The sequence below is a fragment of the Paenibacillus sp. 01T47 genome (assembly GCF_056398245.1).
The window spans coordinates 71,073-86,919 of the sequence record NZ_JBFTPA010000005.1; the positions used below are offsets into that span (position 1 = coordinate 71,073).

At 44.6% G+C, this 15,847-nt stretch carries 18 protein-coding genes; 14 read left to right on the top strand and 4 right to left on the bottom strand.

The features are described from left to right. The first annotated feature begins 186 nt into the window (after window positions 1–186). The 4 genes from AC1DOV_RS12320 (at window position 187) to AC1DOV_RS12335 (ending at window position 4,594) form a co-directional block, all read left to right on the top strand. The gene (locus AC1DOV_RS12320; RefSeq protein WP_477550225.1) at window positions 187–2,352 is read left to right on the top strand and encodes a DNA topoisomerase III; all 2,166 of its coding nucleotides are present in this window, start codon (window positions 187–189) and stop codon (window positions 2,350–2,352) included. Window positions 2,353–2,557: 205 nt separating this feature from the next. Next, window positions 2,558–3,169, top strand: a complete 612-nt coding sequence (locus AC1DOV_RS12325; RefSeq protein ID WP_477509011.1) for a TetR/AcrR family transcriptional regulator — start codon at window positions 2,558–2,560, stop codon at window positions 3,167–3,169. Window positions 3,170–3,255: 86 nt separating this feature from the next. Further along, entirely contained in the window at window positions 3,256–3,843 is a 588-nt protein-coding gene (locus tag AC1DOV_RS12330; RefSeq protein WP_441876732.1) for an NAD(P)H-dependent oxidoreductase, read from the top strand. Window positions 3,844–3,922: 79 nt separating this feature from the next. After that, window positions 3,923–4,594 (top strand): YheC/YheD family protein, encoded by a 672-nt coding sequence (locus AC1DOV_RS12335; RefSeq protein WP_477527487.1) that lies wholly within the window; start codon window positions 3,923–3,925, stop codon window positions 4,592–4,594. A gap of 159 nt (window positions 4,595–4,753) precedes the next feature. Here AC1DOV_RS12335 and AC1DOV_RS12340 read toward each other — a convergent pair whose 3' ends face one another. Further along, on the bottom strand, window positions 4,754–5,320 hold the full coding sequence (locus tag AC1DOV_RS12340) for a GbsR/MarR family transcriptional regulator (RefSeq protein WP_477509009.1): 567 nt from the start codon (window positions 5,318–5,320) through the stop codon (window positions 4,754–4,756). Between the two features lie 248 nt (window positions 5,321–5,568). Between AC1DOV_RS12340 and AC1DOV_RS12345 the strand changes: the two genes are divergently transcribed. The 7 genes from AC1DOV_RS12345 to sda all read left to right on the top strand — a co-directional run bounded on the left by AC1DOV_RS12345 (window position 5,569) and on the right by sda (window position 11,185). After that, complete coding sequence (locus AC1DOV_RS12345; RefSeq protein WP_477550089.1) at window positions 5,569–6,438, top strand: carbohydrate ABC transporter permease; 870 nt, start codon at window positions 5,569–5,571, stop codon at window positions 6,436–6,438. 32 nt (window positions 6,439–6,470) lie between these two features. Further along, window positions 6,471–7,313, top strand: a complete 843-nt coding sequence (locus tag AC1DOV_RS12350) for a carbohydrate ABC transporter permease (RefSeq protein WP_076267558.1) — start codon at window positions 6,471–6,473, stop codon at window positions 7,311–7,313. Window positions 7,314–7,366: 53 nt separating this feature from the next. Continuing rightward, window positions 7,367–8,713 (top strand): extracellular solute-binding protein, encoded by a 1,347-nt coding sequence (locus AC1DOV_RS12355; protein WP_477550090.1) that lies wholly within the window; start codon window positions 7,367–7,369, stop codon window positions 8,711–8,713. A 14-nt stretch (window positions 8,714–8,727) separates the two neighbouring features. After that, on the top strand, window positions 8,728–9,522 hold the full coding sequence (locus tag AC1DOV_RS12360; RefSeq protein WP_477550091.1) for an HAD family hydrolase: 795 nt from the start codon (window positions 8,728–8,730) through the stop codon (window positions 9,520–9,522). After that, entirely contained in the window at window positions 9,512–9,853 is a 342-nt protein-coding gene (locus tag AC1DOV_RS12365; RefSeq protein WP_076267561.1) for a DMT family transporter, read from the top strand. Before AC1DOV_RS12360 ends, AC1DOV_RS12365 begins: the two co-directional genes overlap by 11 nt. A gap of 27 nt (window positions 9,854–9,880) precedes the next feature. After that, window positions 9,881–10,711, top strand: coding sequence for a metallophosphoesterase family protein (locus tag AC1DOV_RS12370; protein ID WP_477550092.1), 831 nt, complete (start codon window positions 9,881–9,883; stop codon window positions 10,709–10,711). Between the two features lie 330 nt (window positions 10,712–11,041). Further along, complete coding sequence (sda, locus tag AC1DOV_RS12375) at window positions 11,042–11,185, top strand: sporulation histidine kinase inhibitor Sda (RefSeq protein WP_076267563.1); 144 nt, start codon at window positions 11,042–11,044, stop codon at window positions 11,183–11,185. Between the two features lie 31 nt (window positions 11,186–11,216). On the opposite strand, the gene AC1DOV_RS12380 is transcribed toward sda, so the two are convergent. Further along, window positions 11,217–11,456 carry a hypothetical protein gene (locus tag AC1DOV_RS12380; protein WP_441876756.1) on the bottom strand — a complete coding sequence of 80 codons (240 nt, stop codon included), beginning with the start codon at window positions 11,454–11,456 and terminating at the stop codon, window positions 11,217–11,219. A gap of 117 nt (window positions 11,457–11,573) precedes the next feature. Continuing rightward, window positions 11,574–12,575, bottom strand: a complete 1,002-nt coding sequence (locus AC1DOV_RS12385; protein WP_076267565.1) for an NAD(P)/FAD-dependent oxidoreductase — start codon at window positions 12,573–12,575, stop codon at window positions 11,574–11,576. A 333-nt stretch (window positions 12,576–12,908) separates the two neighbouring features. On the opposite strand from AC1DOV_RS12385, the gene AC1DOV_RS12390 reads away from it, so the two are divergent. Together AC1DOV_RS12390 and AC1DOV_RS12395 are read left to right on the top strand one after the other, a co-directional pair. Continuing rightward, entirely contained in the window at window positions 12,909–14,102 is a 1,194-nt protein-coding gene (locus AC1DOV_RS12390) for an NAD(P)/FAD-dependent oxidoreductase (protein ID WP_076267566.1), read from the top strand. Beyond that, the gene (locus AC1DOV_RS12395; protein WP_475443435.1) at window positions 14,102–14,371 is read left to right on the top strand and encodes a hypothetical protein; all 270 of its coding nucleotides are present in this window, start codon (window positions 14,102–14,104) and stop codon (window positions 14,369–14,371) included. The genes AC1DOV_RS12390 and AC1DOV_RS12395 overlap by 1 nt, the downstream gene beginning before the upstream one ends. Window positions 14,372–14,501: 130 nt before the next feature. Here AC1DOV_RS12395 and hemQ read toward each other — a convergent pair whose 3' ends face one another. Beyond that, window positions 14,502–15,248 (bottom strand): hydrogen peroxide-dependent heme synthase, encoded by a 747-nt coding sequence (gene hemQ, locus AC1DOV_RS12400; RefSeq protein ID WP_076267749.1) that lies wholly within the window; start codon window positions 15,246–15,248, stop codon window positions 14,502–14,504. Window positions 15,249–15,412: 164 nt separating this feature from the next. Here hemQ and AC1DOV_RS12405 point away from each other — a divergent pair, with 164 nt between their 5' ends. Further along, on the top strand, window positions 15,413–15,703 hold the full coding sequence (locus AC1DOV_RS12405; RefSeq protein ID WP_076267568.1) for a YuiB family protein: 291 nt from the start codon (window positions 15,413–15,415) through the stop codon (window positions 15,701–15,703). Window positions 15,704–15,847: the final 144 nt, after the last annotated feature.

Sequence of the window (15,847 nt, forward strand, 5' to 3'; positions counted from 1 at the left end):
GAATAGATTGCTAATCGCCAAGTGTTTCAATACGATAGGAAGGATGCGAAATCGATGCATAAACGTTTTACAGCATGCTGTGGGTTAAGGCTGCAGGCGTTGCGCAGGCTGCGAGCCTATGGTATCGTTTCGTCATAATGATTGATGCGAATGAGGCATCTAAATGGAATGGAGCGAATAATCCGAATGAAATCGCTTGTACTGGCAGAAAAACCGAGTGTGGCGAAGGAGATAGCCCGTGTACTCGGCTGCGGACAGAAACATAAAGGCTACATGGAAGGCCCTAAATATGTTGTAACTTGGGCGCTGGGTCATTTGGTGACACTGGCTGAACCTGAGGATTACGATCCGAAATATAAAACTTGGAATTTGGAAGATTTGCCGCTGCTTCCGCCAAAAATGAATTTAAAAATTATGAAGGAAACATCACAGCAATATCGTACAGTAGCTCAGCTTTGTAAACGGCAAGATATTAGTGAGCTTATCATCGCTACGGATGCTGGCCGAGAAGGCGAGTTAGTCGCTCGTTGGATTATGGAGCTTGTTCATTGGCGTAAGCCGTTTAAGCGTCTTTGGATTTCATCTCAGACGGACAAAGCGATAAAGGACGGCTTCAACACCTTGAAGCCAGGCAAGGACTATAACAATTTGTATGCTTCGGCCGTTTGCCGAGCAGAAGCGGATTGGTTGATTGGATTAAACGTGACGAGAGCATTAACGACCAAATACAACGCACAGCTAGCAGCTGGACGCGTGCAAACGCCAACGCTTGCCATGCTGATGGAGCGGGAACAAGAAATACAATCGTTTCAATCGCAGCCATATTGGAATGTGTCCGCTGATTTTGGCTCATTCTCTGCGCATTGGCGGGAGCAGGATGCACATGATGGAAGAGTATGGAGCCGTGCTGATGCTGATGCGATCGCCGCTCGTATTAAGCAGGGAACTGCAAAGGTAAGCAAGCTTCGCACCTTGGAGAAATCGGAGCCGCATCCTCAGGCCTATGACCTTACGGAGCTGCAGCGGGATGCAAATAAACGTCTGGGCTTCTCGGCCAAACAAACGTCCAACGTGCTTCAGAAGCTTTACGAGCAGCATAAGCTGGTTACGTATCCGCGTACAGATTCCAGATATTTGTCGAGCGATATGGTTCCTACCTTAAAGGGACGTTTAGAGAGTATCGCTGTTGGCCCCTACACACAGCTGGCTCGCAAGCTTGTCAGAATGCAGCTTCCGATAACGAAGCGAATTGTGGACGACAGTAAAGTAACAGATCATCATGCTATTATTCCTACAGAACAATTCGTAAACTTGTCTGCTCTAAGCAATGATGAGCGCCGATTATACGATTTAATCGTAAAACGGTTTATTTCATTATTTTATGGACCTTATCGTTACGATGAGACGAGTGTCGTGCTTGCTGTAGGCAAGGATATGTTATACGCAAAAGGGAAGATCGAGAAAGAAAAGGGCTGGAAGGAAATTTATCAATCAGATGCTTATTCTTCCGTTCAAGATGAGGATGACGACGACGGTGCGGGCTCAGGTCAAGGGAAATCCGACGGACAGCCTGCTCAGCTGCTTCCGCCGCTATCCATCGGACAATCGCTTCCTGTGAAGCAGGAAAAGGTACGCGAGCTTCGTACAATGCCGCCAGCACGCTATACAGAAGCGACACTACTTACTCGCATGGAGAAGCACAGTCTTGGAACACCGGCAACAAGAGCTGATATTATTGAAAAGCTGCTCGGAACAGATACGATAACTCGGACGCAAAACAAGCTGATGCCAACGGGTAAAGGAAAGCAGCTGATTGAACTCGTAGTAAACGAGCTTAGAAGTCCTGATTTAACAGCAAAATGGGAGCAGGAGCTGGAGCGCATTGCGAAAGGTAAAGGCGACCCGGCTGCCTTTATGAAAAATGTTAGACAGCAGGCTGCGAAATGGGTTTCTGAGGTTATTGCTGAGACGAAGGAATATAAACCGCATAATTTGACCCATTCACGCTGTCCTGAATGCGAGAAGCCGTTGCTCGAAATTAACGGAAAACGAGGCAAATCGCTCGTCTGCTCAGATCGTGAGTGCGGCTATCGCCGTTCAGCAGAGACAATGCTCTCCAATAAGCGCTGCCCGCAATGCCATAAGAAAATGGAGATTAAAGACGGCAAAGCAGGGAAATTTGCACAATGCAAACCATGCAATGTCATAGAAATGCTTGGCGATAAGCAAAGCGGCAAAGTGAATCGCAAGCAAAACCAGAAACTGATTGAACAGTATAGCGATAATACGTCGATGTCCAATAGCTTGGCAGATAAGCTTAAGGCAGCACTCGAAAAACAATCAGGCAAATAAATTAGAGAAAACCGGCAAGCAACCCATAAAGGGCTGCTTGCCGGTTTTTTTTGTGAAAAGAAAAAATAAAATACCACTTTACAAACCGACCAGCGGTCTGTATTATAAAGACATCAACAAACCGACCGACGGTCTGCTGGCCATCTAAATAAGTTATCGTCGATTGCAACTAATAATAAACAAGTAATAATAAAGGAGGCTGCTTATGGTAGATTACACTGCAAATGCGAGTTATAAATTATTGTTGGAAACAGCAGAGCAGCTCATTCAGGAAAAAGGCTGCCGACATACCACATTGCAGCAAATTATGCTTAGTACCGGATTGTCCAAAGGTGCCATCTATCATTATGTAAAAAGCAAAGAAGAGCTTTTTGGACTTATATTGTCTTCGCAAGTGGAGCTCATTAATGATTCCTTCCTGCTTACGATAGAGAAAAGCTGCAGTCTTACAGCTCCATTGCTTGCTATTACTGAGGGGCTTGATCAGCTTCAGCAGAAGGATAGTGTAGCTAATCAAATCTTAACTTATCTGCTTAGTCAGAAGGATAAGCCAGGTATTGCAAGTGTTCTGCAGCAATTTCACGAGCGTTCAACAGCGACCTTGCTAGAGTGGATAGAAAGCGGACAAAAAGAGGGTCTCATTGCTCAAACCGTGGATGCGCGTAAAGCAGCGGAGCAAGGCGTAATGCTTTCATACGGCATGTGCGTTCGGAACATTATGTTAGCCGACACGCTTTCATCACCAGCTCGTGCATTCGAGAAAGAAGATTTTTATACATTTATGCTGCTCATTTTACAAGACGGAACTTCTGAATAGTGTCAAAGAGAATCACGACAAGGATAAGTACCGATGATTAGATTTCTTGCAATTATTTTATTAACTGAAACGGTGGTGGAGCCAAAGTGAGCTCAAACAAAAAAATACTTATCATTCAAGGAAATCCCAACCCTACCAGCTATTGCAGCTCTTTGGCAAAGGCTTATGCTGACGGCGCGGTGCAGGGGGGCGCTGAGGTTCGAATCATACAGCTGCATGAGCTAAGCTTTAATCCTAATCTTGCCTTCGGCTATGCGAAGCGTACAGAGCTTGAACCGGATTTGCTAGAAGCTCAAGCATCGATGAAGTGGGCGGATCATCTCGTCTTTATTTATCCGACTTGGTGGGGGACGCTGCCGGCTTTGCTCAAAGGTTTTTTGGATCGGGTGCTGCTGCCAGGTTTCGCTTTTAAATATCGTGAAGGCTCTATATTTTGGGATAAGCTGTTGTCTGGCAAAACAGCTCGCTTGATCGTTACACTGGATACACCAGTATGGTACAACCGCTTTGTATACGGTCAGCCAGGGCATCGCGCAATGAAGAAAGCAACACTTCAATTTTGTGGAATTAATCCAGTACGGATTACGAATATTGGTCCAGTAAAAGGTTCTACGGATACGAAACGAGGCAAATGGCTAGCGATTGTTGGTAAGCTTGGTAATAAAGGCTCCTAACCTATGTCATTCATCCAAGAGACAGATAGTGTTCTGTCATATGCTATGGATGAAGAGGTAGGAAAGGGGAAAGATTTCATTGGGTGATAATCAGGGTAGGCAATTAGCTAGCAAATGGGCTAAGACGGCAATACTGCTCTCTCATTCCAGCATCGCACCGCATATTCCTCCAACTAGGAGATTTACGGCCAATAACCTCAGAAGCATGTTGGATACACATCAAATGGTTGTTGTTAAGCCAGTAGTCGGTGCTGGCGGACACGGCGTTATAAAGGTTACGCGATACGGCGATGGGTATACCTATACTTATTATTCGCAGACGAAACGATTCGCTAGTTTTGCGGCTTTAGTAGGATCGCTTAACAATCAACGTAAAGGCCGTGCTTATATTATTCAAAAAGGGATATATTTGGCAACGGTGGACGGCAGGCCTATTGATTACCGAGTAAAATATGTGAAGACGGATAACGGCTGGGTCTATCGTGCAATTGTAGGGCGAATTGCTAGAAAAGGGCTGTTCGTAACTAATTTATGCCGAGGCGGCACATTGGTTTCAGCAGCAGACGGGATTAGCAGATCCCTATCTTCAGCACAGGTAGGGGAAAAGAAGCGGAAGATGCGTGAGCTTACCGTATTATCGACAAATGTGCTTGAAGCCAAGTACCCCGGAATTGGCCAGTTAGGGTTTGATTACGGTATTGATAAACAAGGTAAAATATGGATATTTGAAGTGAATACAAGGCCGCAATAACAGGCAAACAAAAGGATGCGTAGAAGTGGAAATCACTTCTTAGCATCCTTTTGTTCAATATAAGAAAGTAGATTATTTTCTCATACTTCTCTTATATTTCTCCGTCAAAGCGGCTTCAGCATCCAGAGGGTGCCGAAGCCGTTTTTGCTTTATTCATAGCTAAAGATCGGGCTTGGTCTCATTTTGGCGGAAAAACTCTCCGTTACGAAGCCCGTCGACGAATTGCTGAAGCCAGCTGTAATACTCAATACCGTGGCGCAGTTTGTTCAAGTCCTTTAGGCATAGGAGCCGCTCCTCAGCCTCCGTATCAATATCTAAGATGATTTCAGACAACGGAGGAATAACCTCATTTATTGCACCGAGCATGACATCGATCTCGCGCTGCAGCTTAGCAGCAAAGAAGTTTTGGAAGGCTTGGAAAAAGTCAGTCTCCGCTACATATAAATCTTTGCGTTCCAGTTTTTCATCCAATTTCATTATCATCTTTGAATCCATCAAGGATCGAACGGCATAGCTCATATTGCTTTTGCTCATATTCATTTGCTGCTTCATTTCTTCAAGTGTCATCGGTTTATCTTCAAAAAACATGATGCCGTAAAGCTGTCCGAATGAATAATTAGCACCATATAAATCCATCGTCTGGGCAATAGCGTCTATTATCTTTCCTCTTATTTGCTCCTGAGTCGTGGGCAAACTATTCTGATCGCTGGTGGAAGCTCTTTTCACAACATCACCTACAAGATTAAGATTTTATGATTCATTATACAGCAACAATATTAGTTGAAAGTGAATCTTTCAGGAAAACAACTCTTTTACAAGATCTTTATCAGACGTTAACGTTCAGATAATGTGGCTGTTCTAAACTGAGTGTACAATAATTTTTGAACAATAGAGGTGAAAATGAGTTATTAATGATAATTATAGCAAACATTAAGAAAAAATTGAACGATAAACAGGAGATGATAAAACGCGATATGGCTAAGGAATGGAAGGCTCTATTGTTCACGCTGCCGGCTATGATTCCATTGATTGTATTTTGGTTGATCCCGCTGGGAACTATTTTTTATTTGAGCTTTACGGATTGGGATTTTATGAGTCCCGTTAAAACATTTGTAGGTTTTGAAAACTATATTTATTTGTTCAATAATTCAGCATTCTATCAATCCCTTGGCGTAACACTCCTCTTTTGTCTTGGTAGTGTGCTACCGGTGATGGCTTTTGGACTCGCGCTAGCGTTGTTGCTTAACCGGAAGATGAAGGGCTCGGTTATATACCGGACGTTATTGTTCTCTCCTTGGGTTACACCAACGATTGCTGTATCTATTGTATGGTCTTGGATATTCGAACCTAAAGTAGGAATGGCCAATACGGTGCTGAGATGGTTCGGCTTTGACGGAATTGGCTGGCTTCAAGATACGAGATGGGCGCTTGCAGGGGTGCTGATCGTTACCATCTGGAAGCTGATGGGCTGGTCGATGGTGTTTTTCTTAGTCGCCTTGCAAAATTTGCCGCGAGAGCTATTGCAGGCTGGAGAGCTGGACGGAGCGGGAAGCTGGAGCAAGCTTCGATATATTACGATTCCGCTAATATCGCCAACGACCTTTTTTCTTTTTATTGTACAAACGATATCGGCGCTGCAAGCTTATGATCAAATTAACGTGTTAACGCAGGGTGGCCCGGCCGGTTCAACAAGAACGCTTCTATATATGTATTATCAATCGGCTTTTGAGTCGTTTGATATCGGAGAAGCTTCCTCTGTGGCGGTTGTGCTCGTAGCTATCTGTATGGTGCTATCGATCGTATCCTTTGCCATCAGCCGTAAAACCGTTCATTACAGCTCATAATCGTCAACCGCATGGAGAGGAGAAAGATTGTTATGCAAGCTCAAAATGTTTTTCGACGTACGATCAGGCATTTGTTATTGCTGCTCTTCAGTGCCGTTATGGCCTTTCCATTCTATTGGATGATTACAAGCGCGCTCAAAACAAATGATGAAATATGGCAATTCCCGCCGACCTTTTGGCCAAGTTCTCCTCAGTGGAGCAACTTTTTGGCTGCTTGGCTAGAAGCGCCTTTCTGGCGGTATTTAACGAATAGCATTCTCGTAGCTTCAGTCATTGTTCTGCTGCAGGCACTGAATTCTGCGATGATGGCTTATGCTTTGACGCATATGCGATTTCGATTGAAAAAAGCCATCACAGCAATCATAATGCTTGGTTATATGATTCCTAGCACAGCGGTTTACTTGCCGAGCTATATGATTTTGGCCAAGCTCCACCTGCTCGATTCCTATGCTGGCCTCATTTTATCCAACTGCGTCAGCGTCTTTTCCATTTTTTTGATCAGACAAGCTTTTTTACAGGTGTCGCATGAACTGGTAGAGGCAGGGCAAATCGATGGTGCGTCATCCATGCGGATTTTATGGTCGATTCTTATTCCGGTGACGCGTTCCTCCTTTATTGTGCTCGCTCTTATTACGTTCATTGAACATTATAATAACTATTTTTGGCCGATGCTGATCACGAAAAATCCGAATCTGCAGCTAGTCTCGGCTGGCCTTAGAAGCTTCTTTGTGGAAGGAGGAGCCTATGGCTTGAAGTGGCCGCTTATTATGGCGGCAAGTTCTTTTACGATTATCCCGCTGCTTGTGCTGTTTCTTTTTGCGCAGAAGACGATTATGAAAAGCTTCAATATGTCAGTTGGCGTGAACAAAGGGTAGAAAATAGGCTTTGCTTGTTGTTTTATACAAATCGAGTGGAGGAATCAATTACAATGTTGAAAATGAAGCAAGGTTTAGCTCTGATGATGGTAACCAGTTTTGCGGTACTGGCAGCGTGTGGACAAACAGCAGGAAATACGAAAACGAATAATGGAGCTAATGCAGATCCAACCAATGAGGCAAGCGAAGCTCCTGCTCCTAAAGAGCCAGTTACGATTGAGTTCTGGTATGGGCTTGGCGGCAAGCTTGGCGAAACGATGAAGGAAAAAATCGACTTATTCAACAACTCGCAGCAGGAGGTAATCGTGAAAGGGATCGCCCAAGCGGATTACTCCGAAACCGAGCAGAAGCTCCAAGCTGCGATTGCAGCGAAGCAAGCGCCTGCTGCTGTTCTTTCCTCTAATATGAACTGGGCAAAAAAAGGATTATTCGCTGACATGAGCGAATTAATTGGTGCTGACTCTTCTTTCAATAAAGAAGACTTTGTACAAACATTTCTTGAGCAAGGACAGCTGGACGGCAAACAATATTTCCTTCCGATGTATGGCACGACGCAGGTCATGTATTATCGCAAGGATGCACTTGAGAAGAGCGGACTTACAACAGAAGATTTTAAGACATGGGAAAGCTTAGCTGCTTCGGCGTCGAAGATGGCGGTTAAAGCGAATGGAAAAACAAGCTTCTATGGCTGGGAGCCAATGTGGGGCATGGAAAATATGATGGATGCTGTATTAGGCAAAGGCGGTACCGTTCTAAGTGATGATGGCAAAACTGTGATGATTGACTCTCCGGAATGGGTAGAGACATGGGAGATGTTCCGCAAATGGATTCATGAAGATAAAGTGATGACGATCCACTCCGGCGGCCAAGGATGGGAATATTGGTACAAAACGATCGACGATGTTATGAAGGGACAAGCTGCAGGCTATACGGGCTCAAGCGGCGATCAAGGTGATCTTGATTTCAATATCGTTGGGGCAATGGAGCAACCGGGCTGGGACGGCATAGGTGCAGGCAAACCTGTTGCAAGTGCAATTATGGCAGGCATTCCAGCTGGCGTTAGTGAAGAACAAAAAGAGGCGGCATACAAATGGCTTACGTTCTTCTCTGAAACGAAAAATACCGCATCATGGTCGATTGGTACGGGCTATATCGCAGTTCGCTCATCCGCACTTGAGGACGAGGAATACAAAGCATTCAGCGAGAAAAACCCTCAAATTAAAGTGCCGCTTATGCAGGCAGCTCATGCATCTGCGCCATTCCAGGACCCGACAGGCGGCAAAATAAACGATGCGCTTAAGATTGCAGCTGATAAAGTGCAAATCGGAAATGTTTCTGCTGAGAAAGCGCTCAAGGAAGCGAAGGAAGCAGCACAGAAGGAGCTCGACAGATTAAAATAGGAGGAATGGCGAATATGCCTGACTTAATAATAAATAATCGAGCATACAAGGTGTCAGGCATCTTGTTTGACAAGGATGGAACGCTGCTGGATTTCATCGGGATGTGGGGCAGCTGGAGCGAGTTCATATTCATTGAGCTAAAGAATCAGCTAGAGCACCGTGGAATTCCTTTTCAGCTTGATCGAATTCCTAGCCTTTGGGGCACGAAACATGATGCTGACTACAAGATCATCGATTATGATCGAAATGGCCCGCTTGCTATGGGCACGATGAATGACTTGTATGCAGTGCTTGCTTGGCCGTTGTACAGCCAAGGCGTATCGTGGGCCGAAGCGATGGAGCTTGTTCAGCATTGCAAGAAGCAAGCGGATATTGAGCTGGAGCTCTCGCGCCCAGCTCTCCCGCTGCCTGGAAGCATTGATTTTCTGGATAGCTGCAGAGAGCATGGCATTAGGCTTGGCGTTGTCACTGCTGATGAAACGGAGGCTGCAAATAAACATTTGGAGTGGCTTGGAATTCGCAATTATTTTGATGTCGTAATCGGCACTGATTTGGTTGAGCGAGGCAAGCCGTTTCCGGATATGATGCAGCTGGCCTGCCATAAGCTTGGATTGGATTGTTCGGAGGCTGCGATTATAGGCGACACTAATGGAGATATGCGGATGGGACTTGTAGCTGGAGCTTGTGTAAAAGTTGGTATTGCAGACGTTGCCGAAGGATCTCGCGTCCACAAGGCGCTTCCTAATGCAGATGAAGTTATTGCTTCTTATAGCGAGCTAACGATTAGGAGACGAGTGAATGAAGAGTGAAATGGGCTGGGGATGGACATTTCTTCTTCTCGCTATCGTATTAGAGCTGTCGGGAACCGTTTCTATGAAATATTCAGCGGGCTTTTCACGATTTTGGCCCTCTGTACTCATGTTTTTGTTTTATGGTGTCAGCTTCACGATGCTAAACTTCGCTCTGTCTTATATGAATGTGAGCGTTGCTTATGCGATCTGGTCAGGTATTGGCATTATTCTCATTACGATTGTCAGCGTTACGATTTTTCATGAAAAGCTGCCTATTACCTCATTGCTCTGGATCGCTGTTATCGTTGTTGGAGTAGTGGGCTTGAATATGAGTGTAAAAAACCATTAAATGCAAGCAGAAAGGGAGAAAAATAAAATGCTGTCTCCAATTATTAGTTTTCAAGTCATTACGGACACCCATGTTACGAATGACCGGGAACATATTCACAATAAGCATTTCGAGCAAGCGCTTCTTGATATTGCGGCACATGCCTCTAACAGTATAGGCATAATGCATGTTGGAGACGTGACGGATCATGGACTCCGACCTGAATATGAGGAGTTTACCCGCATTTGGGAAGCAAACAAAGCAGGACTGCCAGAGATGCTGCTTACGTATGGTAATCATGATATTTTTTTAGGTGAATGGAGCAATCAGCTTAAACTCTATGAATCTAGCACCGGCATGAAAGGTCCATATTATGATAGATGGCTGGAGGGCTATCATTTTATTTTTCTTGGCTCGGAGCAAGGATTAAAGGATTTCGCCTATTTGAGTACAGAGCAGCTTGACTGGCTTGATGAGCGTCTTGGTGAGCAGGCATCAGCATCAAAGCCGGTATTTTTGTTCCTGCATCAGCCGCTGAAGGATACGGTTGCCGGCTCGCTCGAGGAGCAGGGCTGGTATGGTGTGACTCAGGACAAAGAATTGAAAGCAATACTGAAAAAGCATCCTCAGACCATCATGTTTAACGGACATACCCATTGGGAGCTGGAAGCGGGACATACCTGCTTTGAAGGAAAAGGTGAAACGGCGACCATATTTAATACGGCATCGGTCGCTTATTTATGGACGAATGAGGATGAGTACAAAGAGGGCAGCCAAGGTTATCAGGTTGATGTGTACGCAAATAAGATTATTGTGCGCGGCAGAGACTATACGACTTCCTCATGGATCGAAAACGAGCAGTATGAATTGAATTGGTAAGGAATCATTTCTCATATGAGCCCCCATTGGGGCTTTTTTTATGTGATTGTATGTGGGCTAGTGTAGGAAATAGGGAGAGGTTTCAATATATTCCATTAATAGATTCATATAAAGCGATTAAAGTTTTTTATTGAGAGGATGTAAAAAAGACCTGTGGATAACTCTATCCACATTATCCACCTTGATAATGCTTAAAATTCGACGTATATACACATGCTATTCACATCGTATCCACAACATCTTGTGTATAACCGGGACTGTTGTCCTTCTAATAGTGCCATGCTACTATGAAAATGTAGTAACCAAAGTATGGAAGAAAGGGTGTGTAGTATGGAGCTACTGTCTGACGAAATGTTAGTAGACACTTATTATGCAGCTGTGCAGTTTGAATTGGAACCCGAGTTTATTCGAATGTTAGCCATCGAAATGACACGCAGACGACTCAAACCAGAAAACATCAAAATTACAGCATAAAAAGTCGCGATTTTTCAAGATAGCAGAGCGACTACATTTCCTTCACCCAAACCTCGGCAGTAAGCTTGCAGGCCTGACAATATACAAGATGCTTGCAAGATAAAGAGTTTTGCACATGCACACTATTTATGAGCGGCTCGTCTTCGATCTGTTCATAGGGAGCGTAAGGGCTCGTCAGATCAGATGCACGACCGCAATCGATAACTGCGCTATCGCAAGAGGAGCAGCGAACATGCAAATATTGAAAGCCATTACAAACAGGACAAAACATAAGGGTATCCTCCTAGGCTCACCGTGCATATGAATGCAATAGGTGTATGAATGAGCTAAGCCAAGGTTAGGATACCCTTATGTTTATTTTTTTACCGTTATGATCAATATAAATGCGCTAAAGCTTCATGTTGCTGCTATGTCCTGGGGAGAGCTTTGCTCCGGGATCAACATAAACCTTAGCGTTGTTAATAGCAGTAGGGGCTTCTCCGAAACCAACAGCGATCAGCTTAAGCTTACCGGGATAAGTAGTCACATCGCCGGCTGCAAAGATTCCAGCAATATTCGTTTCCATACGGGTATCAACGATAATCGACCCGCCTTGAATTTGAATACCCCAGTCAGCAATCGGACCGAGTGAGGAAATAAAACCAAAGTTGACGATGACGGCATCGACTTCAAGTTCAATTGTCTCTAATGTTTTGACGTCGGATAACGTGACTTTCGTAATGCTCTCCTCACCATGAAGCGCTGTAATTTCTTTTGGTGTAAGGATGTTAACTTTCGAATTCATTAAATTCTCAACGCTATGCTCATGCGCTCTGAATTTGTCACGACGATGAATTAGCGTAACGCTCTCAGCAATGGGCTCCAGCATGAGCGACCAGTCAACGGCTGAGTCACCGCCGCCGCTTATCAACACCTTTTTCCCCTGAAAACGCTGCAAATCACCCACAAAATAATGAAGGTTTTTCTTCTCAAATCCAGCGGCCTCAGGCAATTCAAGCCTTCGCGGCTCAAATGCACCAACACCGGCAGTAATAATGACCGCTTTAGCATAATGTTTTGTTTTGTCTGTTATAATTTCAAAGAGACGTTCATCAAGCTTGTTTACGTTTAATACCTTTTCCTCAAGGCAGATTTCCTGCTGAAAATGAGTAAGCTGCTCTCGTAGACGGTCAACTAGTTCTTGTGCCGTTACCTTAGGAAATCCAGCAACATCATAAATGTATTTTTCAGGATAAAGCGCTGCAAGCTGACCGCCTAGCTGGGGCATGCTTTCAATGAGCTTAACTGAAGCTTGGCGCATACCGCCATAGAAAGCAGCAAACATTCCTGCAGGCCCGCCTCCGATGATTAAAATATCGACGGGATCTACTGCTGATTCAGGGTTTGACATTGTAGCCACCTCCACGTTATAAGCTTTACGACTTCAATTATAAACTTTCCAGATATAAGAAGGAAATATTTAATTTGTATAGAGTTCTAAACAATTTCGTATATTTTGCCCTTGAACTTTGCCCGAAAACTCTGTAGAATTTCTGATGTATGTTATGCATGGGAGTGGTTGCATAAAACGTCGAAAGTTGTCGGTTTAATGCCACAGGCTCATTGATAAAAGCACTTTAATTAGAACACACTGAACTCATCATTATAAATATTCGGTTTAGCATGTGTAATTTTTCACAAAGTATAAATACAAAGATAAATAAGGAATGGATGGGATTAAACGATGAGTAACATACCTAAAATCGTTATTCTTGGCGCAGGGTACGGCGGCATTTTGACCGCACTTCGACTGCAAAAAGAATTAAATTACAATGAAGCTGACGTTACGTTAGTTAATAAACATGATTACCACTATATTACAACACATCTTCATATGCCAGCGGCAGGCACGGATAATCCGGAAAATGCACGGGTGAGCATTTCGAAATTGATCGATGAATTTAAAATCGACTTCGTGAAATCAACGGTCGTTCAAATTCGTCCGCAAGATAAAAAAGTGATTCTTGAAGACGGTACTTTGTCTTATGATTATTTGGTCATTGGTCTTGGAGGTGAGCCTGAGACTTTCGGAATTCCAGGCTTAGGCGAACATGCAATGAATATCCGCAGCATCAACTCTGTTCGTTTGATTCGCGAGCATATCGAGTACCAATTCGCGCGCTTCAAACGTGAACCGCATCGTACGGATTATTTGACGTTTGTTGTTGGCGGTGCAGGCTTTACGGGAATCGAGTTTGTTGGAGAACTCTCCGACCGTATTCCTGAGCTGTGCAAGCAATTTGACGTAGATCCTGCGCTTGTAAAAATCTACAACATCGAAGCAGCACCAACGGCGCTGCCAGGCTTTGATCCTGAGCTCGTAGAGTATGGGATGGATGTGCTGACCAAGAAGGGTGTAACGTTCCGTATTGGCACAGCCATTAAGGAGTGCTCGCCAGAGGGTGTAATCGTTGGCGAAGGCGAAGAAATTAAGTCGGCTACCGTGATCTGGACTGGCGGTATTCGCGGCAATCGCCTCATTGAGGAAGCTGGCTTCGAAACGATGCGCGGACGCGTGAAGGTGGATGAATTCCTTCGCTCGCCGAGCAATGAGAACATTTATATCGTTGGCGACAACTCGCTGATGTTTAATCCAGAAGGCCGTCCTTATCCGCCGACTGCTCAAATTGCAATGCAGCAAGGTGTCGTATGCGCACATAACCTTGTCGCTTCCATTCGCAATCAACCGCCGAAGAGCTTCACGTTCAGCAACAAAGGAACGGTAGCATCACTTGGCAAAGGCGAAGCAATCGGAGTAGCTTTTGGCAAAAAATATAAAGGCCGCGTAGCCGCTTGGCTGAAAAAAGCGATCGACCTTCGTTACCTGTTCATCATCGGCGGCATTTCGCTTGTACTTCGCAAAGGGAAGTTTCTATAATGAGACATTGCAGCGTACAAGTCCGCGGATTGCTGACCAGAGATGAGCTGGATCGTTACAATGCATTGATGGAAGTAGGCTCCTTCTTAGAATCGCAAACACGATACGACTTGGCCTATACGGTGCAAAAGGAAGTTGACCTCCTTATTCAGCCGGCGATCGAGCGGTTGAAGGACAAAGGCCGCGCTCGTGACCGAGCTACGCAAGAGTATTTGGAAGCGAAGCGGCTTGGTCTTGAAAATAATGACGAAGACGACGACGATAATTAAAATAAAGGCTTTCGCTCATTGGAGTAGCAACGAAATTGCTCCAAGGCGGAAGCCTTTTTCATTCAGTTGATTCTCTCGGAAAAAAAAGAAGCCCAAGCCATTTGAAGAAGAGGCTTGGGCTTTCTTTCTATTATATTTTCAGCAAAGCTTGGAATTTTTCTGCGTTCAAGAAATTGCCGACATAAAAATCGCCGAAGTCAGCGTAACGAGCGCTCACTTCATCAAAGCGCATTTCATAAATCAGCTTCTTGAATTGCAACGCATCGTCGGCGAACAGTGTAACGCCCCATTCCCAGTTGTCGAAGCCGACAGAGCCAGTAATGATTTGTTTAACTTTGCCAGCGTATTGACGACCGATCATCCCGTGGCTGCGCATCAACGTTTTACGCTCGTCCATTGCGAGCATATACCAGTTGTCTTGTCCATCTCGGCGCTTGTTCATCGGATAGAAGCAGATGTGGTTTGCTTTTGGCAGAGTCGGTTTCAATCGAGCGATAATATCCGGGTTTTGCATCGGATCAGAGCCCGGTTGTGCCATGTAGTTGCTCAGCTCTACAATGCTGACATATGAAAATACCGGATATGTAAAGCTTGCGAACGTTGTTTTGTTAAACGCCGTTTCAAGTTCGTTAAGCTCCTCTAGTGTTTCACGCAAATGCATGAATACGAAGTCTGCTTTTTGACCAACGATTGAATAAACGGCTGTACTGCCTTCTTTATTTTCCTCCACTGTGGTCCATTGCTGCAAAAACGTTTGCAGCTCGTCCAGCGCGCGGCTGCGTTCACTTTCATCGGCTAAGCGCCAAGCGGTCCAATCCACACTGCGGAAATCATGCAGCGCGTACCAGCCTTCTAATGTTTGTGCTGCTTCACTCATCGTATAAATGCTCCCTTCAAGCTCCATAATGATGCTCTAATCATTGTATCGTAAGGAGGGCGGAGTGAGCAAATGGCGGTCTTGTGACATTTGTCCTCATATAATTGACTTCCATCTAACCATTAATTAAACTAATAAACGAGAGTGTGAAAGGGGAAGTTTGGATGCTTCAATTAATTATTGCAACCGTGCTGTTTTTAGTTATGATGTTCGGCATTGGCTTTATTTTGAATATGTTGTTAAAAACAACGTGGTTCCCGATATATTTATTTGTTATCGCATTAATTGTATTAGGCATTTGGGCTCCGTGGGATCAGTCGGCGTCAACGACGATTGAAAACTTTGCTCACTACACGGTTTTTGATTACATACCGGTAATTGGAGCGCTAATCGGCGCATACGTAAGCGGATGGGCGATTCAGGCGCTGCGCAAGGGCGGCTACAAAATGTTTTAAGCCAAGCAAAAACGCCTTCAGCGTCCACTGGATGCTGAAGCAGCTTTGACGGAGAAATATAAGATAAGCAGAAGGAACGAATGATATGCCTTCTTATATTTGAAAAAAAAATCCCTCCTTCGGGGGATTTTTCTATTTTCCGAC